The 22,108-nt window shown below is 65.7% G+C and carries 18 protein-coding genes and 1 pseudogene; 8 read left to right on the top strand and 11 right to left on the bottom strand.

Annotated features, from left to right (window positions below; genetic code table 11):
• On the top strand, positions 1-213 hold a 213-nt coding region (locus M3I54_RS39140), incomplete at its 5' end, for a transposase (RefSeq protein ID WP_254345394.1).
• A gap of 259 nt (positions 214-472) precedes the next feature.
• Here the strand turns inward: M3I54_RS39140 and M3I54_RS39135 are convergent.
• The 3 genes from M3I54_RS39135 to aroQ all read right to left on the bottom strand — a co-directional run bounded on the left by M3I54_RS39135 (position 473) and on the right by aroQ (position 3,337).
• The gene (locus M3I54_RS39135; protein ID WP_254345400.1) at positions 473-1,771 is read right to left on the bottom strand and encodes an MFS transporter; all 1,299 of its coding nucleotides are present in this window, start codon (positions 1,769-1,771) and stop codon (positions 473-475) included.
• Between the two features lie 193 nt (positions 1,772-1,964).
• The gene (locus M3I54_RS39130; protein ID WP_254345392.1) at positions 1,965-2,885 is read right to left on the bottom strand and encodes a shikimate dehydrogenase; all 921 of its coding nucleotides are present in this window, start codon (positions 2,883-2,885) and stop codon (positions 1,965-1,967) included.
• Positions 2,882-3,337 (bottom strand): type II 3-dehydroquinate dehydratase, encoded by a 456-nt coding sequence (gene aroQ, locus M3I54_RS39125; protein ID WP_254345390.1) that lies wholly within the window; start codon positions 3,335-3,337, stop codon positions 2,882-2,884. The genes M3I54_RS39130 and aroQ overlap by 4 nt, the downstream gene beginning before the upstream one ends.
• 306 nt (positions 3,338-3,643) lie before the next feature.
• On the opposite strand from aroQ, the gene M3I54_RS39120 reads away from it, so the two are divergent.
• The 3 genes from M3I54_RS39120 to M3I54_RS39110 all read left to right on the top strand — a co-directional run bounded on the left by M3I54_RS39120 (position 3,644) and on the right by M3I54_RS39110 (position 8,339).
• A complete protein-coding gene (locus M3I54_RS39120) occupies positions 3,644-5,560 on the top strand; it encodes a bifunctional sugar phosphate isomerase/epimerase/4-hydroxyphenylpyruvate dioxygenase family protein (protein WP_254345398.1) in 1,917 nt (638 codons plus the stop codon).
• A 119-nt stretch (positions 5,561-5,679) separates the two neighbouring features.
• Positions 5,680-6,858, top strand: a complete 1,179-nt coding sequence (locus M3I54_RS39115; RefSeq protein ID WP_254345387.1) for a porin — start codon at positions 5,680-5,682, stop codon at positions 6,856-6,858.
• Positions 6,859-6,986: 128 nt separating this feature from the next.
• The gene (locus M3I54_RS39110; protein ID WP_254345385.1) at positions 6,987-8,339 is read left to right on the top strand and encodes a helix-turn-helix domain-containing protein; all 1,353 of its coding nucleotides are present in this window, start codon (positions 6,987-6,989) and stop codon (positions 8,337-8,339) included.
• Positions 8,340-8,365: 26 nt separating this feature from the next.
• On the opposite strand, the gene M3I54_RS39105 is transcribed toward M3I54_RS39110, so the two are convergent.
• The gene (locus M3I54_RS39105) at positions 8,366-9,991 is read right to left on the bottom strand and encodes an AMP-binding protein (protein ID WP_254345383.1); all 1,626 of its coding nucleotides are present in this window, start codon (positions 9,989-9,991) and stop codon (positions 8,366-8,368) included.
• A gap of 314 nt (positions 9,992-10,305) precedes the next feature.
• Here M3I54_RS39105 and M3I54_RS39100 point away from each other — a divergent pair, with 314 nt between their 5' ends.
• Positions 10,306-11,889: an inorganic phosphate transporter gene (locus M3I54_RS39100; protein ID WP_254345381.1), complete on the top strand. Its 1,584-nt coding sequence runs from the start codon at positions 10,306-10,308 to the stop codon at positions 11,887-11,889.
• On the opposite strand, the gene aliA is transcribed toward M3I54_RS39100, so the two are convergent.
• From aliA to badH, 4 genes are all read right to left on the bottom strand, one after another.
• Positions 11,882-13,543 (bottom strand): cyclohexanecarboxylate-CoA ligase, encoded by a 1,662-nt coding sequence (aliA, locus tag M3I54_RS39095; protein ID WP_254345379.1) that lies wholly within the window; start codon positions 13,541-13,543, stop codon positions 11,882-11,884. The genes M3I54_RS39100 and aliA overlap by 8 nt on opposite strands.
• A gap of 46 nt (positions 13,544-13,589) precedes the next feature.
• Complete coding sequence (aliB, locus tag M3I54_RS39090) at positions 13,590-14,741, bottom strand: cyclohexanecarboxyl-CoA dehydrogenase (RefSeq protein WP_254345378.1); 1,152 nt, start codon at positions 14,739-14,741, stop codon at positions 13,590-13,592.
• 64 nt (positions 14,742-14,805) lie between these two features.
• On the bottom strand, positions 14,806-15,588 hold the full coding sequence (gene badI, locus M3I54_RS39085; RefSeq protein WP_254345376.1) for a 2-ketocyclohexanecarboxyl-CoA hydrolase: 783 nt from the start codon (positions 15,586-15,588) through the stop codon (positions 14,806-14,808).
• 50 nt (positions 15,589-15,638) lie between these two features.
• Positions 15,639-16,406 carry a 2-hydroxycyclohexanecarboxyl-CoA dehydrogenase gene (gene badH, locus M3I54_RS39080; protein ID WP_254345374.1) on the bottom strand — a complete coding sequence of 256 codons (768 nt, stop codon included), beginning with the start codon at positions 16,404-16,406 and terminating at the stop codon, positions 15,639-15,641.
• A gap of 231 nt (positions 16,407-16,637) precedes the next feature.
• Here badH and M3I54_RS39075 point away from each other — a divergent pair, with 231 nt between their 5' ends.
• Positions 16,638-17,063, top strand: coding sequence for a MarR family transcriptional regulator (locus M3I54_RS39075; protein ID WP_254345396.1), 426 nt, complete (start codon positions 16,638-16,640; stop codon positions 17,061-17,063).
• Positions 17,064-17,108: 45 nt separating this feature from the next.
• Complete coding sequence (locus M3I54_RS39070; RefSeq protein ID WP_254345372.1) at positions 17,109-17,450, top strand: DHCW motif cupin fold protein; 342 nt, start codon at positions 17,109-17,111, stop codon at positions 17,448-17,450.
• Positions 17,451-17,470: 20 nt separating this feature from the next.
• On the opposite strand, the gene M3I54_RS39065 is transcribed toward M3I54_RS39070, so the two are convergent.
• The 3 genes from M3I54_RS39065 to M3I54_RS39055 all read right to left on the bottom strand — a co-directional run bounded on the left by M3I54_RS39065 (position 17,471) and on the right by M3I54_RS39055 (position 21,741).
• Positions 17,471-18,601 (bottom strand): J domain-containing protein, encoded by a 1,131-nt coding sequence (locus tag M3I54_RS39065; protein WP_254345370.1) that lies wholly within the window; start codon positions 18,599-18,601, stop codon positions 17,471-17,473.
• A gap of 117 nt (positions 18,602-18,718) precedes the next feature.
• A complete protein-coding gene (locus M3I54_RS39060) occupies positions 18,719-20,497 on the bottom strand; it encodes a cobalamin biosynthesis protein CobT (protein WP_254345368.1) in 1,779 nt (592 codons plus the stop codon).
• A 14-nt stretch (positions 20,498-20,511) separates the two neighbouring features.
• Positions 20,512-21,741: an AAA family ATPase gene (locus tag M3I54_RS39055; protein WP_254345365.1), complete on the bottom strand. Its 1,230-nt coding sequence runs from the start codon at positions 21,739-21,741 to the stop codon at positions 20,512-20,514.
• Positions 21,742-21,951: 210 nt separating this feature from the next.
• On the opposite strand from M3I54_RS39055, the pseudogene M3I54_RS39050 reads away from it, so the two are divergent.
• A pseudogene (locus tag M3I54_RS39050) lies at positions 21,952-22,108 on the top strand (IS5/IS1182 family transposase); the annotation flags it as partial.

Genomic DNA, 22,108 nt, shown 5'->3' with positions numbered 1-22,108 from the left:
ACGACCAACGCCATCGAAAGTCTGAACATGCAGCTTCGCAAGATCATCAAGACGCGGGGCCACTTCCCCAATGACGAGGCTGCAATCAAACTACTCTGGCTAGCGCTACGCAACGTGCTGGCCAAGTCGGTACGGGCCACCTTTGACTGGAAATCCGCGATGAACCAGTTTGCCATCCTGTTTGGCGACCGATTCACGACGGCGCGAGGGTAACGTTCTTTTAAACCGCCTCGCCCACAAAAACGCGGATAGGTTCTGTCACTCCGGTTGTGGGCGAGTGGTGGCAGACGCTCCGGAGCCACTGGCATAGACGGCCCGGGGTGAACCGTGGCAGGCGCTAGCGGTGTGAGCGGCTTTCTTTTGCCTACTTTTCTTTGCCGCTGCAAAGAAAAGTAGGTGCCGCCCCGCACAGGGGCAACGCCTGCATACCGACGCGAAAGCAAGGAAACGCCAAAGACCCAAAGGCAGCGACTTAAAGCTCGATCCGCTTGATATCACCCACGATGAAGATGTACGAGGCCGCGCCGATCAGCGCAATCACGCCGATGAACACGAGCGCCCAGACGAACGAGCCCGTTACACCCACGATCAGCCCCACGACCAGCGGCGTGATGATACCCGCGAGATTGGCCGCAAGGTTGAAAATACCGCCCGTGAGACCGAGCATGCCCGCCGGCGCGATATCCGATACGAGCGTCCAGCCGAGCGCGGCCATCCCTTGCGCGAAGAACGCCACCGAAAGGATCGCGATCACGGCCACGTTGCTTTCCACAAAGTTCGCAAGAATGATGGTCGAAGCGAGCAGCAGACCGGCGATGATCGGCAGCTTGCGTGCCACGTTGGCCGAGATGCCGCGGCGCAGCATCCAGTCGGAGAACGTGCCGCCGAACATCACGCCGATAGACGCGGCAATGAACGGCATGATCGCGAAGAAGCCGATCTTGAGCCAGCCCATGTGTCGCTCGGTGGCGAGGTAGGTCGGGAACCACGTGAGGAAGAACACGAGCGTGGAGTTGCCCGCGAACTGCCCGAGGCAGATGCCCGCGAGCTGACGGCGGCGCACCAGCTGGCCGGCCATGCGCCAGTCGAAGCCCTGCTTTTTCGGTTGCCCGGCAGCGGCTTGCGCGTCAGCCTTGCGCTCGTGACGAGCGAGACCGCCGCCCGCCTCGATGTAATCGAGCTCGGCGCGGTTGGCCGCAGGATGCTCGTGCGGCTCGCGATACAGGAACCACCACACCAGACCGAACACAATGCCCACGCCGCCCACCACGTAGAACAGCGAGCGCCAGCCGTAGGCGCCCATCAGCGCGAAGAGGAACGGGCTAAAGAACGCGAGGCCGATGTACTCGCCCACCGTATAGGTGCCCGTGGCGAACGCGCGCTCGCTTTGCGGGAACCACGTCGCGACCACGCGGCTATTGGTCGGGAAGCACGGCGACTCCGCGGCGCCGAGACCCAGACGACACGCGAACAGCGCGCCCACGCCGCTGATGAAGCCCTGTGCGAGCGTGCACATCGACCAGAGCGTCATCGAAAGCCAGTAGGTGAACTTGCTGCCGAAGCGGTCGAGGAACACGCCGCCCGGAATCTGCGCGACGACGTAGCTCCACGAGAACGCCGAGAACACGACGCCCATGAGCGCCGCGTTGATGCCCAGTTCCTTGGTGAGCTGCGGCGCTGCGATGCCAAGCACAGTGCGATCGAGGTAGTTGATCATCGTGCCGACGGCCAGCAAGCCCAGGATGCGATAGCGCGCCTTCGAGCGACGCATTGCGCCCTCGGCGGGCGCGGCTGCGGAAAGGTTCGGCGCGTCGCCGCGCCCTGTGGATACGGGTGGTGCCATGTCGTCGTCTCCGATGTGTCGGCGGGAGTTGGCGCTTGAGCGCTGGCTCCCGTCCCATGCCTGTTTCGCGGTCGGCGGGAGTTCGCGCTTTCACACTGACTCCCGCCGCGCGCTGTCGTTGTTATTCGCCGGCGCTTGCAGCGTTCGCCGCCAGCATGGATTGCAGATGCGCATACATGCGTTCCGCGTCGGGCTCGACGCCCGTGAACAGCCGGAACGCATCCACTGCCTGGTACACCGCCATGCCGCCGCCGCTCAGCGTGCGGCAGCCGCGCGCTTCAGCCGCTTCGAGCAGCGCGGTGCGGATCGGGAAATAAACGATGTCCGCCACCCACAGCCGCTCGTGCAGATACTCCGCGGGCAGCGGCATGCCGGGCAACTTCGCCATGCCGGTGGGCGTGGCGTGGATAAGGCCCGTGGCGTGCTGGAGCACTTCGCGCAGATCGCCGCCCGCGCTCACGCGAACCGCCGGGAAGCGCGCCTGCAATTCGCTGGCGAGCGACTCGGCGCGCGACGCGTCCACGTCGAACAGCGTGAGCGCCTGGGCGCCCATCTGCAGCGCCGCGTGCGCGACCGCCGCGCCCGCGCCGCCCGCGCCCAGTTGCACCACCGCTTCGAGCGAGACGTCGGCAAGGCCGCGCTGGAACGCGCGCGCGAAACCCGACCAGTCGGTGTTGTGGCCGATGCGCTTGCCGTCGCGGAACAACACCGTGTTCACAGCGCCGAGGGCGCGAGCGTCATCGGAGAGTTCGTCGAGCAGTTCGATCACAGCCTGCTTGCACGGATAGGTGATGTTCAATCCGTCGAAGCCCATGCGCTCGGCGGCCAGCAACAGATCGGGCAGCGCGGCGGGCGTGAGCTTCAGCGCTTCGAGGTCGATGCGCCGGTACACATAGTTGAAGCCGAGTTCGCGACCTTCCTGCTCCTGCATCGCGGGCGTGAGCGAGCCGCCGATGCCCGAGCCGATCAGCCCGCAGAGAAACGAGTTGGCGGTTGCGCGCGCGCCCAGCGCGTTCGTTTTGGCGGTGTCCTGGGCGCTCATTGCGTCACCTTTTTAGCGAGCAGCGTGGCCATGCGCTCCAGCGCGAGCACATACCCTTGCGTGCCGCAGCCGACGATGATGGCCTCCGCAACAGGCGAAACGAAGGAATGGTGCCGGAACGCCTCGCGCTTGTGCACGTTCGAGATATGGACCTCGATCACCGGCTTCGCGATGGCGGAAAGCGCATCGGCAATCGCCACCGACGTATGCGTATAAGCAGCCGGATTGATGACGATGCCGTCTACGCGCGTGCGCGCTTCGTGCAGCCAGTCGATCAGCTGATGCTCGGCGTTCGACTGGCGAAAATCGATCTCGAGCCCAAGACGCCCCGCCGCCTCGCGGCACAGGTTGGCGACGTCATCTAACGTTTCAGCGCCGTAGATCGCGGGCTCCCGCGTTCCCAGCAGATTCAGGTTCGGTCCGTTCAGGACCAGCACCGAAGGCATTCCCATTGCACACACTCCAGAACAGCTTGACGACCGGCACGGCGCATACTGAAGAACCGTTGCATGCTTCACCGCATGGCCGCCAGTGTGCCGCGAAGCGGTGCACCGGTCACCTGGGGTTTGCCAGAATTTGTACTAACTAGTTAGTTTGGCGTATCCTTCGGACACTCCAGCGGCAAGTGTGTCTGCGGTGCGCCAGTTAGTTAAACGCCCGCCCCACGCCGCCGCGCCGGTCCCTTGTTCAACACCGAAGTCGCAGTCAGCACGCTCGCCATGTCCATGTCCAAGCCGCTCCATGCCCCCTCTCGCGCGCTGCGCCGCTCGATCGCCACGGTGTCGATCAGCGGCACGCTCGCCGAAAAGCTCGCCGCGATCCGCGCCGCGGGCTTCGATGCCGTCGAGATCTTCGAGAACGATCTGCTCTATTTCGAAGGCTCGCCCGCCGACGTGCGCCGCATGGCTGGCGATCTCGGCCTCGATATCGTGCTGTACCAGCCGTTCCGCGATTTCGAAGGCGTCGCGCCCGAGCGCCTCGCGCGCAACATCGAACGCGTGAAGCGCAAGTTCGACGTGATGCATCAACTGGGCACGGACCGTTTGCTGGTGTGCAGCAATGTCTCGCCCGAAACGATCTGCGACGACGCCCTGGCCGCCGAACAGCTTGGCGCGCTCGCGCAAGCCGCCGGGGAAGCGGGCGTGACGATCTGTTATGAGGCGCTTGCATGGGGACGCCACGTGCGCACCTATGGCCACGCGTGGCGGCTCGTCAACACCGTCAATCACGCGAACCTGACGCTCGCGCTGGACAGTTTCCACACGCTCTCGCTCGACGACACGCCCGACGGCATCGCCGCGATTCCGGGCGCGCGCATCGGCTTCGTTCAGATCGCCGATGCACCGAGAATGCAGATGGACGTCCTCGAATGGAGCCGGCACTTTCGTTGCTTTCCCGGCCAGGGCGACTTCGCGCTCGCGGATTTCACGGCGCAGGTGGTGAAAAGCGGCTACACGGGCCCGCTTTCGCTCGAAATCTTCAACGACGGTTTTCGCGGCGCGCCGCCCGCCGCCACAGCCGCCGACGGTTATCGCTCGCTGCTGCTGCTCGAATCGCTCACGCGCGAAACCCTGCAAGCGGAGCATGTCGAAGCGAGCGCGCTCTACCACCCGAGCGCCGCGCCCGCGAGCGCGCAGTGGCAATTCCTCGAGTTCGCCGTGGACGACACAGCGCGCGCGCACGTAGCGAACTGGCTCGAAAAGCTGCATTTCCGCCGCGCGGGCCAGCATCGTTCGAAGGACGTGACGCTCTATCAGCACGGCTCGGCCGCGATCGTGCTCAACGCCGAGCCCGACTCGTTCGCCGACGCGTTCTTCCAGCGCCATGGGCTCTCGCTCTGCGCGTCGGCGTTTCGCGTGGACGATGCGCGCCTCGCGCTCGAACGCGCGGCGGGATTTGGCTACCAGCCGTTCTCGGGCCGCGTGGGTCCGAACGAACGTGTGGTGCCCGCCGTCCAGGGACCGGACGGCAGTCTTAACTATTTCGTTAACGAGGAGCCGGGCCAGCCCACCCTCTTCGAAGCCGATTTCGCGCTCACGGATATCGACGGCCCGGTCGAAGTGGGACCGATCGCGGGCATCGATCACGTGAGCCTTTCGCTGCCTGCCGGCTCGTTCGACTCGTGGGTGCTGTTCCTGAAGTCGGCGTTCGGGCTCGAAGCGACGCCCGCCGTGCTGCTGCCCGATCCGTACGGGCTCGTGCGCAGCCGCGCGCTCATGAGCCGCGACCGGGGGCTGCGCGTCGTGCTCAACGCCTCGGTGGACCAGCACACGGCCGCGGCAGAAACGGTGCGCGCCTACCACGGCACGGGCCTGAATCACGTGGCATTCAGCACCAGCGACATCTTCCGCGCCGTAACCGAATTCGAGGCGGCCGGCGTGCCGCTCCTGCGCGTGCCCGCGAACTACTACGACGATCTCGACGCGCGCCACGCACTCGACCCCGAGTTTCTCGACGCACTGCGCAACCACAACCTGCTCTACGACCGCGACGAGCGCGGCGGCGAGTTTCTGCACGCCTACACGGAAACGCTCGACCAGCGCTTCTTCCTCGAGATCGTGGAGCGGCGCGGCGGCTACGACGGCTACGGCGCGCCCAACGCAGCCGTGCGGCTCGCGGCGCAGGCGCGCCAGCGCGCACTCGCCGCACAGGGCGCGCGCCAACCGCAAGATTGATTCGAACGCAGTCACCGTAGTCACTTCGCGCAGCAGTACGCACGCCGCATCGACCTGAAAATCATGCGGCGTAGCAAAGAAAAAATAAGTAGTCCAAATCTCACCGGAGACACACAACGATGAAGAAAGCAGGCTTTGGTTTTGGCACGTTCCTCGCAACCAGCGCAGCCCTCGTGGCCAGCCCCGCGTTCGCGCAAAGCAGCGTCACGCTTTACGGCGCCGTCGATGACGCCATCACCTACGTCAACAACCAGAACGGTCACTCTAACGTCTATCTGCGCCAGGGCAACCTGTATGCGTCGAAGTTCGGCTTGCAAGGCAAGGAGGATCTCGGCGGCGGCACGTTCGCGATCTTCGACCTCCAGAACGGCTTCGACCTCAACACGGGCGCGCTTTCGTCGAGCGGACTGATCTTCAATCGCCAGGCCTACGTGGGCCTGCAGAACCAGAACCTGGGCACGTTCACGGCTGGCCGCCAGTACACGCCGTATTACCTTTTCGTCGGTCCGCTCACGGGAAGCTCGTGGCTCACCGGCGCGACCGGCGCGCACCCCGGCGATATCGACGGTCTCGACACGACCGTGCGCATCAACAATTCGGCCACTTACACCTCGCCGATCTTTTACGGCGTGCAAGCCAGCGCCATGTATGCGCTCGGCGGCATTGCGGGCAGCACCGGCAAGGGTCAGACGTGGAGCGCCGCGCTGCGCTATTCCACCGGCCCGGTGAGCCTCGCCGCAGCCATTCTGCGCATGGACAACGCGCAGTTGACGAGCGGATTCGACAGCTCGTCAACGGGCAGCTTCGGCAAGTCGTCGCTGAACACGGGCTATGTCTCGGCGAGCGCGGTCCAGCACATCGCGGCTGCCGGCAACTACACGATCGGCAACCTGGTCCTCGGCGCGTCGTATTCGAACGTTCAATACATTGCGGGCGGCAAGTCGATCTTCCACGACACGGCCATCTTCAACACGTGGGCGGCGCTTGCGGTGTATCGCTTCACGCCGGCCTTCGACGTGGGCGGCGGCTTCGCCTACACGCTGGCTTCCCAGGCCAACGGCATCACGAGCGCGGCGCGTTATCAGCAGTACTCGCTCAAGGAGTCGTACCACCTCTCGAAGCGCACCACGCTTTATGCGCTGCAGGCCTACCAGCACGCGGGCGGCCAGACGCTTGGCGCGAATGGCGCAGGCAACATCGTCAACGCGAGCCCGGCCGTGGGCGACTCGCAGAACGCCACGCCCTCGTCCACGCGCTCGCAGTTCGTCGGCATGGCCGGTATCGCGCTGTTGTTCTGATTGTTGCACCGCCGGCGGCCGCCTGGACGGCCCCCGGTTCCGGTTGCAGCCCCTCGACGCAACGGCACGGCGCTGAGTACACTCGCGGGTATCGCCTTAACGAATCCGCGCGAATCCGCGAACTCACCGTGCCGCCTCCCGTTCCCGCCATCAGCCCACGCCTGCGCAGCCGGCTGCGCACGCTCGCCAAAACCCAGCCCAAGGCTGTCCAGCGCACCTACGACACGCTGCTCTCGCTCGAAGGCTATAGCGCGCTCTCAGCGGCGGCGCGCAAGGACATCTTCTCGTCGATCGCGTTTTCCGCGAACCTGTGGTTCCGGTGCCTGCTCGACGGCAAGCCGCCTCCCTCCGAAGTCATGGACCACACTGCGGCGTTCGCGCGCCGCCGCGTACACCAGAACGTGCCGCTGCGCTCGCTGCTACGCGCGTTTCGCCTGGGCGCGCGCGAGTTGTGGCGCACCTGCACGGAGCTTGCCGAGGCCGACCCGGCGCTCGCGCACGAACTGCTATTCGATATTTCGCCTTTTCTGCTCGATTACTTCGATGCGATGGCCGAGCACATTGCCGAGGCCTATCTCGACGAGCAGCACCAGCAAGCGCGCTGGCGCGGCTCGCTGCTGCAGCAGCTCTACGACCTCGTGTTCCATGCCCCCGACGACGCCGCGCGCTTTCGCGAAACCGTCGAGGCACTCGGCCTCGACGCCACGCTGCCGCGTATTGCGCTCGCCGTCGATCTGGACTTGCGCGACCACGCGCCTTCAGTGCGCGAGGACGCGCTCGACCGGTTCGCACTCAGCGCCGCGCGGCATTTCGAACTGAAGCCCGACGCGCTGGTGCGCGCGTGGCACCGCGAGCGGCTGGTGTTCTGGCTGCCGTGCGTGCGGGGCGATTCGATGACGCGCAACGATCAGCGTGTGGCCGAGCATGCGGCCGCGCTTGCGCGTGCCGAGCCGCGCGTGCGCAGCATCGGCATCGGGCTCATGAACGAAGGGGCGCGCGGCTGGGCGGCCTCGGTGGAAGAAGCGCTCAAGGCGGTGGACTTTGCGCCGCGCGGCAGCCGCGCGGACGACGGCGACGAAAATGGCGACGAGCTGGGCAACTTCCTTCGCGTGCACCGTTTTTCGTCGATCGCCATTGAGGAGAGTGTGCGCAGCAGCGCCAACGTGCTGCGCTATCTCGTCTCGCTCGCCGAACAACTGGCGACAGAGGCGGACCTGCTCGCCACGCTCGAAGCGTGGTTCGCCAGCGGGCAGCGCCGGCGCCAGACGGCTGAAACATTAGGTGTGCATCCGAATACGCTCGACTACCGGCTCGAGCGCATCGAGACGCTGCTGGGCGCGAAGCTCACTGACGCGCACTGGATTGCGAGGCTGGATATCGCGCTCAAGCTGCGCGGGGCGACGCAGGGTTCGGAGCGCGATGTGGGGAGGCGAAAGAAGGGGAGATTAGGTGTGAAGAAGGCGAAGAGCGCGGCGCGATGAATGACGCGGCGCGCCCCTCTCGCGCTTCACCCCGCGTCGCGCAATTCCCGCCGCAAGATCTTGCCCACCGTCGACTTCGGCAGCGCCTCGACGAAGCTCACCACGCGCGGCACCTTGTACGCCGCGAGTTGCGCCCGGCAATGCGCGATCACGGCATCCTCGCTCAGCGCCGCCTCACGCGCGGGCACCACGAACACACGCACGGCCTCGCCGCTTCGTTCGTCGGCCACGCCCACGCACGCGCATTCGGCCACGCCCGGCAGCGCGGTCACGACCGACTCGATTTCATTCGGATACACGTTGAAGCCCGAAACGAGGATCATGTCCTTCGAGCGATCGACAATGCGCAGGAAGCCGCGCGCGTCGAACACGCCCACGTCGCCGGTGCGAAAGTAGCCATCGTCCGTAAAAGCGGCGCGCGTGGCCTCGGGCTGGTTCCAGTAGCCCTGCATCACTTGCGGGCCCTTCGCGCAGATCTCGCCCGGCTCGCCCGGCGCTGCCTCGACGCCGTCATTCATCAGCTTGACGTCGGTAGAGGGCACCGGGAGTCCCGTCGTACCGGTGAAGCGATCGACGCTCCCCGGATTGAACGACAGCACCGGGCTCGTCTCCGAAAGCCCGTAGCCTTCGCGGATGAACCCACCCGTAATGGCCTGCCAGCGCTCGGACACCGTGGGAATGATCGCCGCGCCGCCACCGCCCGCGAGCCGCAGCCGCGAAAAATCGACCTCGCCGATGCGCGGATGCGCAACGAGCCCCGCATAGAGCGTATTCACGCCCATGAAGCTCGTGGGCCGCGCGGCCTTGAACACATCGATCATGCCGTCGAGATCACGCGCGTTCGCTACGAGCCAGTTCTCGGCGCCAATCGAGAAGTAGGTGATGAGATTCACCGTCAGCGCAAAGATGTGATAGAGCGGCAGCGCGGTCACGACGACTTCCTCGCCTGGGTTCATGAAGCCCGGCATGAAGGTCTTGAACTGCTCGACGTTGGCGACGAGGTTGCGATGCGTGAGCAGCGCGCCCTTGGAAAGCCCGGTCGTGCCGCCCGTGTATTGCAGGAAGAGCGCGTCGTCGCCGCACAACGTGGGGGCCTCGAACGGCAAGCCGGCGCCTTGCGCGAGCGCCGCCGCAAACGAGCCGGGCTGCGGATCGCGCTCGCTGCGCGCGCTTGCGCAATCGCTTGCGGCAACGCTCAACACGGTCTGCACGGCCGTATTGGTCCTGATCGCATCGAAAGTCGGCAGCGCGCCATCGAACACCACGAGCGTTTGCGCGCCGGAGTCCACCAGCTGGTGCTGAAGCTCACGCGGCGTATAGAGCGGATTCACGTTCACCTGCACCGCCCCTGCCCGCACGATGCCGATCAGCGCAATGGGAAACGCGAGCAGGTTCGGCAACATCACGGCGACGCGGTCGCCCTTCTTCACGCCCGCGTGCTGCAGATACGCCGCGAAATCGCGCGAGAGACGATCGACGTCGGCGTAGCTGAGCGATGCGTCGCCCGGCGAAGCGTCGCCCGCGCGCAATGCCGGCCGGCGCGCATGTTCGCGCATCGCCTCAATGAACATATGCGCGAGCGACGGATGCCGATCGGGATTGATGGTAGCGGGAATCTCGCCATAGCTGGCGAGCCAGGGGGCTTTCGACACGTTCGTCTCCATGAAATCAATTTGCGGCTTATATGCAAGGTGCCGCGTTTCATGCCCATGCTACGGGCTCGCCCGCGCCGGGAGAACTGGGAAAGCGGATAACGTGATTGTGAATAGTCACAAAAGCGCGCCCGCGCGCCGACGAGTGCGACGTCACGTCCGTGTCTGATCTTTGTCATTTGTGCGACACTGCGTCGTCACGTCCGTATCGCTTTTTCAGCGTGCCGACGGGGCATCGCGCCGCGCACGTTTGCTAACCCGCATACGCTGCGCCGAGGCGCTTCCCAAAGCGGATTGACCAGAGCAACGCTTTCATGCCGGACATACCCTTGTCCCCCTACCGCGCGGCGAGCGCACGCCGCCGCGGCATTGGCATCGCCCTATTTCTCGCCGTCATCGCGGCCGGGGTGATTTATGTCATCGATCATCTCGTCGTTGATTTGCGTGCCGTCCGCGAAAGCTCGGCGCTGCCCTTCATCCTGCTCGCGCTCGCATTGCTCATCGCGCTCGGCTTCGAGTTCGTGAACGGCTTTCACGACACCGCCAACGCCGTCGCCACCGTCATCTACACGAACTCACTCGATCCGCATCTCGCAGTGGCCTGGTCGGGCGCGTGGAATTTCATCGGTGTGCTCGTCTCCAGCGGCGCGGTCGCGTTCGGCATCCTGCAACTGCTGCCGGTGGAACTCATCCTCCAGGTGGGCAGCGGTGCAGGCTTCGCCATGGTATTCGCCCTCCTGATCGCCGCGATCGTCTGGAACCTCGGCACCTGGTATTTCGGGTTGCCTTCATCCAGTTCGCATACGCTCGTGGGCTCGATCATCGGCGTGGGCATCATGAACCAGTTCATCAGCGGGCCTTCGGGCACGAGCGGCGTGGACTGGGACCAGGCGGCGGGCGTGGGTAAAGCGCTGCTGTTCTCGCCCGTGGTCGGCTTCGTCATGGCCGCGCTGCTGCTCCTCGTCCTCAAGCTGCTCGTGCGCGTGCCCGCGCTCTATGCCGAGCCCAAAGCCAACCAGGCGCCGCCACTCTGGATCCGCACGCTGCTCATCCTCACCTGCACTGGTGTTTCGTTCGCCCACGGCTCGAACGACGGCCAGAAAGGCATGGGCCTCATCATGCTGATCCTGATCGGCGTGGTGCCGACCGCCTATGCGCTCAACAAGGCCGTCACGCCCGAGCAAACCGCGGCGTTCGTGGTCGTGGCGCGCGAGGCGTCTGCAACGCTAGGCCGATACGCGCACGGCACGCCGCCCGACAACGCGCGCGCCGAGGTCGAGGCGTTCGTGCGCACGCGCCAGCTCACGCCCGCCACACTGCCCGCGCTGCGCCAGCTCACCGACACCATCGGCGACCAGGTTGCCCTTTCCGGCTCGATGGCGACGGTGCCCGACGCGATCGTCGACAACGTGCGCAACAACATGTACGTCGCGAGCGAAGCGATCCGCCTGCTGCAAAAGGCGAAGGCACCCGAGATGTCACCCGGGGACGCCAGGGTGCTCGACACCTTCCGCAAGCAGATGGACCACTCGACCAAGTTCATTCCAACCTGGGTGAAGGTGGCCGTGGCTCTCGCGCTCGGTCTCGGCACGATGGTGGGCTGGAAGCGCATTGTCGTGACAGTGGGCGAAAAGATCGGCAAGCAGCATCTCACCTATGGTCAGGGCGCCTCGGCCGAAGCGGTCGCCATGATCACGATTGGCATGGCCGATGTCTACGGCTTGCCGGTGTCGACCACGCACGTGCTCGCTTCTGGCGTGGCCGGCACGATGGCCGCGAACGGCTCCGGCCTGCAGTGGGGAACCGTGCGCAACCTCGTGCTCGCATGGGTGCTCACGTTGCCCGCTTCCATCGCGCTTGCTGCTGGCCTTTACTGGATGTTCCGGCAGGTCATCTGACATCGGCTTCACGCAGCATGTCGCGCAAACGGAACTTCTGCACCTTGCCTGCAGGCGTCGTCGGCATGGCGTCGAGCAACCATAGCCGTTCTGGCAGGTACTGCGCGGCAACCTTGTGCGACTTGAGAAAGCCAACGAGCGAAGGCAGATCGACAGCCGCGCCAGGCTTCGCCACCACCACCGCGCAGGCGCGCTCGCCCAGCCGCTCGTCCGCATACGCGACGATCGCCACCTGTGCAACCGCGGGATGACGGTAGAGCAGCGCTTCGATCTCCACCACAGGAATATTCTCGCCGCCGCGAATGATCACGTCCTTGCTGCGGCCGCTGATGCGGATGTAGCCGCGCTCGTCGATGATCGCGAGGTCACCGGTGTCGAACCAGCCTTGCACATCCGTAGCGTTGAGGTGCGCGCGCTTGAGATAGCCGCCGAAACCCGAGCATGCGCGCACGAAAAGCCGACCCGCTACGTTCGCCGGCAGCGCGTGGTCGTTCTCGTCCACCACTTTCACTTCCACGCCCGGCAGCGGCGCGCCATCGGTCGTGGAAGCGCGTGCGTCATCGTCATCCAGATGCGTGAGCGTCACCGCGCCCAGCTCCGTCATGCCCCACGCGGAGACGATCTTCGCTCCCAGCGCCATGCGTGCGCGTTCGACCAGGGCGCCGGGAATGGGCGCGCCCGCACACAAGAACGTGCGCAACGTCGGCACGCGCGTGCCCGCCTCGATGGCCGCGTTGGCGATATCGCCCAGGAACGCGGTGGAAGCCATCGTGAACGTCGCACGCTCCTGTGCGATTAGCGCAAGCGCAGCCTCGGGCTGCCATACGTCCTGCAAGACGGCGCTCGCCCGCAGCACGATCGACATCATGAGGCCATACATGAAGCCGGTTTGATGCGCCATGGGCGAGGCCATCAGAACGACGTCGTCACAGCCGAGACGCATGGCCTGCGCATAAGGAAAGATGTTCGAGAACAGCGTGTTCGCCGTGTGCATCACGCCCTTGGGCTCGCCCGTCGTGCCGGAAGTATAGAGCAGTTGCGTCACGTCGTCGGGGTCTGGTCGATTGCGCGTGAGGATTGCTTCGGCGTCACTCGCCTCTTCCCAGCGCGGGCCGCTCAAGAGTGCTTCGAAGCTGTCACGCGCCGGCTCGCCTTCATCCGTTGCGCCCACAACCACCACGTGCTGCAAGGCGGATAGTTCAGGCCGCAGCGCGCGCAGCATGGCCTCGTAGTCGAAGCCTCGATAGCGGCGCGGCACGATCATCACTTTGCTGCTGCTATGGTTGAGCATGAACGACAACTCGCGCTCGCGAAAGATCGGCATGAGTGGATTGAGCACCGCACCGATGCGCGCGCACGCGAGATAAAGCAGCGTGAACTGCCAGCAGTTCGGCAGTTGCATCGAGACCACGTCGCCCTTCGCGACGCCGAGCCTCGCCAGGCCCACGGCAATGCGGTCCGCCATGCCCGCCATCTGCGCGTAGGTGAAGCGCGTGGTCGCTCCCTCTTCGATTCGTACGGCTGTGAGCGCGATCTTCGCCGGGCATTCGGCCACGCAGGCGTCCAGCTCGTCGTTGATCGTGCGCCCGGGCCACCAGCGCCGTGCCTCATCCCGCGCGCCGCGCGGCCCGATCAGTACCGCGTCGAACTCCATGTGCAGCCTCCCGTGGCGTTGCAGGAAACGTCGCAGGCGGCGCGCATCATGCCGGCACCGCGTCGCGGCCCGCGTTCGAGCGCGCGATGATGGTCTTCATGATCTGGGCCGTGCCGTCGCCGATCTGGAAGCCGAGCACGTCGCGCAGGCGCTGTTCGAGCGGCCCGCGGTCGTAGCCGCCGTGCCCGAACGAAAGCAAGCATTGATGCACCACGTCGTAGGCGAGCTTCGGCCCCCACCACTTGCACATGGCCGCTTCGGCCGTATGCGGCAGTCCACGGTCCTTGAGCCACAGCGTTTGCAGGCACAGCAGGCGTGCCGCCTCCACCTGGGTTGCGTATTCGGCGAGCGGATGCGAAACGCCCTGGAACGCAGAAAGCGGCTTGCCGAAGGCTTCGCGCTGTGCGACGTACTCCCACGTTTCTTCGAGGCTCACGCTCGCCACGGCAAGCACCTGCAGGCCGATCAACGCGCGCGAAAAGTCGAAGCCCTGCATCACCTGAACGAAGCCCTTGCCTTCGTCGCCCAGCAGGTGGTCCACCGGCACGCGTACATTCTCGAAGAAGATCGAACCGCGTCCGATCGCGCGCTGCCCGTGGCAGTCGAAGCGATTGCGCGTGACGCCCGGCAGATCCATCGGCACGAGAATGGCGGAGACGCCGCGCGCGCCGTCTTCCACGCTGCCGGTGCGCGCGAACACCACCGCGGCGTCGGCCTGATCGGCGGCCGAAATCGAGGTTTTCTCGCCGTTGAGGACGTAGTGGTCGCCCACGCGCTCCATTTTCAGGCGCAGATTCGCGGCATCCGAGCCGCCGCGCGGCTCCGTGAGCGCGATGGCGAGCAGCGCGCGGCCCTGCGTGAGACGTTCGAGCCACGGACGCGCAATGTCGGGCGCAGCGTGCTTGGCGAGTATCTGCCCGTTGAGCGAGGCAAGCAGGTTGATGTACGAGAGGCTCAGGTCCGCGCGCGCTATCTCCTCGTGGATCACACCCGCGGCGAGGCAGCCCATGCCCTGACCGCCATACTGTTCAGGCAATTCCGGCGCGATGAAGCCCATCTCGCCCATTTCGCGCATGAGGCCGCGATCGAGCACGCGTGAGGTGTCGCGTTCGATGAAGCCGGGCGCGACGCGCCCTTGTGCGAAGCGCCGCGCGTGCTCGCCGAGCGCGGCGAGGTCTTCGTCGATATACGGATTCATGGTGTCTCCTTGAAGCGGCTGCCTGCTCTATTTATTCGTCATCCTGATCGTTACGGAGACGCCTTTATTTGACGTACTTGCGGAACTCGGGTTTGCGCTTTTCCTGGAAAGCGCGCACGCCCTCGCGCGATTCTTCCGTGTCGTAGTAGAGCTTGAGCGCATACATGCCCATGCCCGCAATGCCGGCCTGATGCGCGGTGTCCATATTGAACGAGCGCTTGGCAATCGCAATGGCCGTGGGGCTCTTCTCCATGATCTCGTCACACCACTTCTGCACTTCCGCGTCGAGCTGATCGTGCGGCACGACGGCGTTCACGAGGCCCATGGCCAGCGCTTCGGCAGCCGGATAGCGTCGGCACAGATACCAGATTTCACGCGCCTTCTTTTCGCCCACCACGCGCGCGAGAAACGCCGTGCCGTAACCCGGATCGACCGAGCCAACCTTCGGGCCCGCCTGCGCGAACACGGCCTTTTCCGAAGCAATGGTGAAGTCGCAGATCGTGCACAGCACGTTGCCGCCGCCTACCGCATAGCCCTGCACGCGTGCGATCACGGGTTTGGGCACGTCGCGAATCGCAGTGTGCAACTCTTCCATCGGCAGGCCGATCGTGCCGCGTCCGTCGTACTGTCCCGCGTGCGCGGACTGGTCGCCGCCCGTGCAGAACGCCTTGTCGCCCGCGCCAGCAAGGACGATCGCGCCGATCTCGCGGTCGTAGCCCGCCTTGTTGATCGCGTGAATCAGTTCGTCGCAGGTGCGGCCGCGAAACGCGTTCATCTTGTCGGGCCGGTTGATGGTGATCCATGCCGCGCCGTTGCGCACTTCGTAGAGAATGTCTTCGTAGTTCATGATCGATGCCTTTAATGTTTCATAGCCGATGGAGAGCGCGTTCGTCGACGTTAGCCCGCCATGGTCAGGCCGCCCGATACGCTCAGCACCTGTCCCGTGATGTAGTTCGCGTCGTCGCTCGCGAAGAACACGATCGCGCCGGGCAAATCGTCGGGCTGCCCGATGCGGCCGAGCGGAATGGAACGCTGGAACGCTTCCAGGAGCTTTTCGGGGTTACCCGCGCCTTCCTTGTATTCGGCGAAGAGCGCGGTGTCGGTCGGGCCTGGACACACCACGTTCACGGTGATGCCGTGGCGCGCATGCTCACGCGCAATGGTTTTCGAAAACGCCACAAGTCCGCCCTTGCACGCCGCATAGACCGCTTCGCCCGACGAACCCACACGCGCGGCGTCCGAGGCGATGTTGATGATGCGTCCGCGCTTGCGCTCGACCATGCCAGGCAGCACCGCGTGATGCATGTGCAGCGCGCCCGTGAGATTGATGGCGATGAGCTTGTCCCACTGCGCCGGTTCCGTCCTGGTGAACGGGCGGAAAACGTCCCAACCCGCATTGTTCACGAGCACATCCACGGGGCCGAGCTGCGCTTGCGCTTGCTGGAGCGCCGCTTCCACCTCCGCGCGGTTCGTGATGTCGCAACGCAGCGCCAGCGCCTGGCCGCCCTTTTCAAGAATATCGTCGGCCACCTTCAGCGCCGCTTCGTGCGATAGATCCAGCACCGCCACCCGCGCGCCCTCGGCCGCGAAGCGCCGGCAGGTTGCCCCGCCGATGCCGCCTCCGCCACCCGTCACCACGACCGTCTTGCCTTCGAGTTTCCGCACCGCGATCCTCCATTCGGTTGAGCAGTACCATAGACGCCTTCGACGCCGGACCAGCCTTTTGGTCCCACCTCGAATTACGTCAATATGTTGACGTATACTAGGCAACACCCAAGTCGAAGACAAGCGCGGAATCACCAGGAGAAACCCTTGCCAAAAACACCAAAAATTCAGGATTCAAGCCGCTTCGACCTTGCCAACCGGCTGTTCTTCCGGCTCTACCAATGCGCCAACATGTTGCATAAAACCGGCACACGCGCCGTGGAAGCCGAGGGTTTGACCACGCAGCAATGGGCCGTGCTCGGCGCGCTCTCGCGTCCGGAAGCACAGCCGGGCATGAGCGTGGGCGATCTCGCGCGGTATCTGATGGTGAGCCGCCAGAATCTCTCGGGTCTGATCAGCCGGATGGAACGCGACGGCCACGTGACGAGCCAGGCGGATGCGCGCGATCGCCGCTCGCGCCTCGTTTGCATGACCGAGTCGGGCCGCAAACTATGGGTTGCGCAGGCCACGCCGAAAATCGAGGCTTACTACGAAGCAGTGCTCGGCAATTTTTCGTCGGATGACATGACGCACACACTGCACTATCTGCTGAAGCTGCTCGATAACATGAAGCGGGTGGACGAACGAGAGCGCGTGGCGGACGACGACGATGCGTGAGCGTGCTCCGCTACAATCTGACTAAACGCACAAGGAGAAAACCGCATGAAAATGGACGCATTTCGCTTCGGCACCACCGACTGGTCCAGCGTCGAGCCCACGCAACACAAAGGGGAAACGGGCATGGCCACCTGGCGCACGCGTTTTTTCGGCGAGGAAGCCAACCCGATCCGCGTGCGCATGGTCGACTATTCGCCCGGCTACCTCGCGGATCACTGGTGCAAGAAAGGGCACATTCTGTTCTGCCTTGAAGGCGAACTCGAAACCACGCTCGACGACGGGCGCAAGTTCGTCCTCACGCCCGGCATGAGCTATCAGGTGGGTGACAACGCCGAGGCGCATCAGTCATACACGCGCACCGGCGCGAAACTTTTCGTCGTCGATTGAAAGCCACCCGCGCTGCGACCTCAGCGCGGCGCGCCGAGATCGGCGTCGAGGCGCTTGCGCAGGTCGCGCACCACGCGCGCGGCTGGAACGAGCCACCACGTGGGAGCCGCCACGGAGAAGTCGTACGCGAGCGCCGTCTGCGCGGCGCCAGTCGTGTGCGCCCGGCAACGGAACGCCACCATCTGGCGTCGCGTGCCGGTTTGTGAGCCAGGCGAGAAACGTATGACCGCACGCAGCGCCAATTGCATATCGTCGGGTGCGGCCTCGTACGATTCGATACTCCACTCCGCTCCGTAGTGGGCCTCATGACGCAACGCCGCGCTCACGCGTCGGCGCGTTTCATCGGCGGGCAAGGCCACGGGGTGCTCGCGCCCTGCACGCCCGGCGCGATACAGCGTGCGCTGCGACCAACCCCAGCCGAACGTGAGCACCACGCTGCCCGCCACGAGCGCCCACTGCAGAATATGCGTGAGCCAGCGGCCAACCTCGAAGCGCGCAATGGGCGCGAGGAGCAAGCCCGCGATCCAATGCGCGGCAACGAAGATCACGATGCACGCGAACAGGCTCGCGGAGAGCGTCAGCAGCCAGCCCCGCGATGGGTCGTCGAATTTCGCAAACAGGAAATCGCGCACGCCGCCTGAACGCGCGTGCAGGTCGTCGGTTTGGGGCGCGGTGCCGGCCTGCGGCTCGCCTGGCTGCGCGGCATCCGCTTCGTCGCGCAAGCCCGTGAGTTCGCCGTGCAGCGAGTCGCGTTCGGTCCGCATGCGCTGGATCTCGTCGAGGGTACGCGTGCGCTCGGCGCGCAGCCCGTCCAGCTCGGCGCGCACGCGTTCGCGCTGCGCCAGCAGCGCCTGCATCTGCGCGTGCAGCTCCTCGGCCTGCGCGACGCTCAACGCGGAGCGGCTCACCGGCGGCACATGATGCACGGACCAGTACGCCTCGAGCAGTTCGCGCGCCTCCTTGACGCGCTTGAACTGGTCGTCGGCCCAGCGCATCGAGGCGGCCGTGGGGTGCCGCCATTTGTCGGGATGCAGGACCTGCGCGAGATGGCGATAGTGATGCTTGATGTCCGCCTCGCTCGCCCCCGGCTCCAGATCGAGCCGGTAGTAGAGGCGGTCGTAATCCACGGGTCGGTAATCGTGGCCTGGCATGACCTGTATCTTTTCGTCAGTGGATGGGTTGGCAGGCGGCGCAACGCCTGCCTGTTCACGTTAGCGCAATGCGCCCAGTCCGGCAAGGAAAGCGCCGCTGCCATTGCCCGCACAGCTTCAGTGCGGCCGGCCCGCGAGCAGGCGGCTCAACGTCGCGAACGCGGTGGCCGGCAGTTCGTGCAGCTTGCGCGCGACCACGGCATCCGGATAGAACGCCTCGACTGCGTCGTCCAGTATGCCGATGCCGACTAGCTCGATGCCCTCCTCCTTAACCGCCTGCACGCGCGCGAGCAGGTCGGTGCGCAACACCGCCGGGTCGCCGTCGCTCGTCGAAGGATAGCCGTCCGAGAGGACGAAAAGCAGCCGCCGGCGCGCCTTGCGCCGCGCGAGCCGCGCCGCCGCCCAGACGAGCGCTTCGCCGTCGGGGTTCTCGTGTCCGCACTCAATGGCTGCGAGTCCGCTCAGGTCCCGTGAGTCGAAGCGCTTGAACACGCGCAGATACAGCCGCTCGACGAAGCGGTTATAGGCCCGTAGATCGGCGCCGCTCGCGCGTTCGCGCTCATAGAGCGCGCGCATTTCCGGCGTTTCGATCGAGCTGTAGCCGAGCACTTCCGAATCGAAGGCGAGCTGCGTGAGCGCGTCGGCGAGTGCCGCCGCGCACAGGCGCGCCAGTTCGATCTTGCGCCCCGCCATCGAGCCGCTCAGGTCGAGCAGCAGCGTGACGACCGTGTCGCGCCCGCTCGCATGACGCGCCACGCGAAACGGCGTGCGGTAGCCGCGCGAGGCGGCGAGACGTGCGAGCGCCGCGCGGTCGATCTCGCCGCGCTCCTGCTCGCGCTTCCAGTGCGTGAGTTCGTCGGCCTTGAGTGCGCGCTCGAGCTGGGCCTTGAGCGCACCGGTCTCCGCGCGCGCGAGTGCGCGCAGCTTGCGCCAAGCGGCGGCGTCGCCGCGGCCCGTGAGATCGGTGACCGCGTCGTATGCCGTGGTCAGCGGGATCGACAAACGTGGCCGCATTGGCGCGGGGCTACGATTCGTGGCGGCGGCGTGCGGCGCATCCGCTTCGGAAAGCGACGCGCCGGCGGCGGAATCGGACTCGGCGCTCGCGCGTGTCGAAGCGCCACCAGCACCTTCGCGGGCGTCATCTGGCTGCAAAGCGCCGCCCGGCGGCTCGATCTCGCCTTCCTCGCCGAATACGTCCATCGCCTGCGCGAGCCGCGCCGCTTCGTCGTCGAGCCCTTCGGACGGCCCCGCCGTTTGCATCATGTTGTTCGGGCCGCGCGACGCGAGCGAGCGCACGCCCGCCACGATCGCCACGGCGGCATTCAGGCTGGCGCGCGTTGACTGGCTCGCGCGGGCCGCGCCGAGCGGACCGTCGATCGCGCGCAGCGCGGCAACAAGCGCCGCGGCATCGCGCTCCAGCGCGCCCGGCGCCTCATCCCACAGCGCACGCTCGATCGCCCATGCCAGGCGCTCGCGCCACGCCAGTTTCGACCAGCGGCGCGCGAGCGCCTCGCCGCGCTGCGTACGCCAGCTTTGCACGTAGCGTTGCGCGCCAGGGAACACCCGACCGAGCTGCGCGAGCACGCGACGGTCCTCAATCGCCTGCGCAATGCGCCCCGTCACGCCGGCTTGCGGCGTGTCGAGGCGCGCCGCTTCGCTGTAGCGATGGCGCGCAGCCAGCAAATCGAGCGCGCCAAGCAATGTGGCTTCATTCGCGCCTTCACTCGCGAGGCGCGCGGGCAGCACGAAGCGTTCGCCTTCCACGCGCGGCTCGCCCGCGCCGAACGTCACGCTCACGCGCGAGTCGCCGGTCAGCACCCGCGCCAGACGGCCGAGCGCGCCCTCGGGATCGGCGCACGCCGTCAAACGTTCTGTTTCGTCCTGCAAGCTGGACACAGGCGCCTCCGCACTCACGCGTCGAAGATCACGTGATGCCGGATGATGCTGCGGATGAGCGCCGCATCGTCCGCGCTCACCTTCGCGTAGATCGCAGGCGCCGCCGCGCGTTCGACATCGCCGGTGCGCAGCATGAGTTCGGCCCAGTCGATCAGGCGCCGCGTGGAGAACGCGCTCGCGAGGTCCTCGCGGGCGAACGCGGCCCGGCAGTCGGCAGCAATGGCAGCGAGTGTCTGCGCGAGCGGCCGCGTGAGCACCGGCCGCGTGCGCAGTAATACTTCGGTTTCCTCTTCAAGTGAAAGATAGTCGAACAGGTAGACGCGCCAGCGGTCGAGGAACGCCTCGTTGAGCAGGTTCGCGCCCTGGTACAGATGGCGGTACGCGCTCATCGCGCCCGCGGCGTTGGCGGTGGCGAAGAGGCGGAACGACGGGTGCGGCTCGACGATTTCGTTGCCGCGCTCCTTGAGCAGCAGGCGGCCGTTCGGTTCCAGCACGGCGGTGAGCACCGCGAGAATGGACGGCTCGGCAAAGTCGAGTTCATCGATGACGAGCCAGTAGCCCTCGCGCATCGCCACGGGCAGCACGCCATCCACCCAGATCGTCTCGCCGCCCTTCACGGTCCAGAAACCCACGAAGTCGCCGATGGTGGTCTGGCCGTTCATGTTCGCGCGCAGCACCCCATAGTGCGCGCGCGCCGCCACCTGCTCGATGAAGCTCGTCTTGCCCGAACCCGTATGGCCGATCAGCATGACGCGACGATTTTCTACGATGTCCTGAACGACGTCGTCGCCGCGTCCGGTGAAGAGGTAGGCCGCGTTCACGCGCGGCACCAGCGCGTTCGGCTCGCCGCGCGGCAGATCTACGCTGCCGATGCGTACGGTGGGCGTGTGGGTTTGCGGCCTGGCTTGATCCGCTTTGGCCGCGCACGCCGCTTCGACGGCCCGCTGCAAGGCTGCGGAAAATGTGCTGCCCGCTCGTGAAGCTCGCACCTCATCGGCGCGCTGCGCTTCGGAAACGAAGCCCTCGCGACGCCACTTGAGCAACTTCGCTTCGAGATTGTCGAGATCGATTTCGGTGTCGATGTCGATGTCGACTTTACCGTCCTCGCCCCGGCCGTGCTCGATGCGGTACATATGCGCGCGTTCGGAAGGCGAGACGCGCCACCATTCGCGCGCTCGGCCAGCGCCGCGGGTGTAGAGGCCCAACGGGTCTTCGTCTTGCAGTGCGGGATCGGTGGTGTTCATGGCAGAGGAAGCGAAACGAGGGAACGTGGCCCGGTAAATCGCCCTATCTTACCCGTGCGTGCCGCAGGTGCGCAAAAAAGGCGTCGAACAACGCGCGCACTCGCGACAATCTTCGCTTCTTAACAGGTTGCTGAAGTACCGCTGAAACATGTCATCGCGCAGAGTTCGTGAAGCGTTGATAGATGAACCACCACTTACCCACTGGAGATCATGCGCGGCGCCGACACTTTCACCGAGAGTTTGTTTTCCGTGCGCAAGCTGGACGACTTCGTCCCCAAGTCGCATCCGTTGCGTTCGATCCGCGTAATGGCGAACGAAGCGCTGGCGAAGATGGATCGACTGTTCGCCGAGATGTACGAAGCGGACA

It is taken from the genome of Paraburkholderia sp. CNPSo 3274, assembly GCF_024206475.1.
Taxonomy (GTDB): Bacteria; Pseudomonadota; Gammaproteobacteria; order Burkholderiales; family Burkholderiaceae; genus Paraburkholderia.
This window is presented reverse-complemented; position numbering and strand designations above follow the sequence as displayed.

Bases quoted from the DNA above. Each gene is read 5' to 3' on its own strand.
- M3I54_RS39130 (WP_254345392.1), bottom strand. From the start codon at position 2,885: ATGAGCGCCCAGGACACCGCCAAAACGAACGCGCTGGGCGCGCGCGCA.
- badI (WP_254345376.1), bottom strand. From the start codon at position 15,588: ATGAACTACGAAGACATTCTCTACGAAGTGCGCAACGGCGCGGCATGG.
- aliA (WP_254345379.1), bottom strand. From the start codon at position 13,543: ATGGAGTTCGACGCGGTACTGATCGGGCCGCGCGGCGCGCGGGATGAG.
- aroQ (WP_254345390.1), bottom strand. From the start codon at position 3,337: ATGGGAATGCCTTCGGTGCTGGTCCTGAACGGACCGAACCTGAATCTG.
- aliB (WP_254345378.1), bottom strand. From the start codon at position 14,741: ATGAATCCGTATATCGACGAAGACCTCGCCGCGCTCGGCGAGCACGCG.
- M3I54_RS39055 (WP_254345365.1), bottom strand. From the start codon at position 21,741: ATGAACACCACCGATCCCGCACTGCAAGACGAAGACCCGTTGGGCCTC.
- M3I54_RS39135 (WP_254345400.1), bottom strand. From the start codon at position 1,771: ATGCGTCGCTCGAAGGCGCGCTATCGCATCCTGGGCTTGCTGGCCGTC.
- M3I54_RS39070 (WP_254345372.1), top strand. From the start codon at position 17,109: ATGAAAATGGACGCATTTCGCTTCGGCACCACCGACTGGTCCAGCGTC.
- M3I54_RS39075 (WP_254345396.1), top strand. From the start codon at position 16,638: ATGTTGCATAAAACCGGCACACGCGCCGTGGAAGCCGAGGGTTTGACC.
- M3I54_RS39065 (WP_254345370.1), bottom strand. From the start codon at position 18,601: ATGCCAGGCCACGATTACCGACCCGTGGATTACGACCGCCTCTACTAC.
- M3I54_RS39115 (WP_254345387.1), top strand. From the start codon at position 5,680: ATGAAGAAAGCAGGCTTTGGTTTTGGCACGTTCCTCGCAACCAGCGCA.
- M3I54_RS39100 (WP_254345381.1), top strand. From the start codon at position 10,306: ATGCCGGACATACCCTTGTCCCCCTACCGCGCGGCGAGCGCACGCCGC.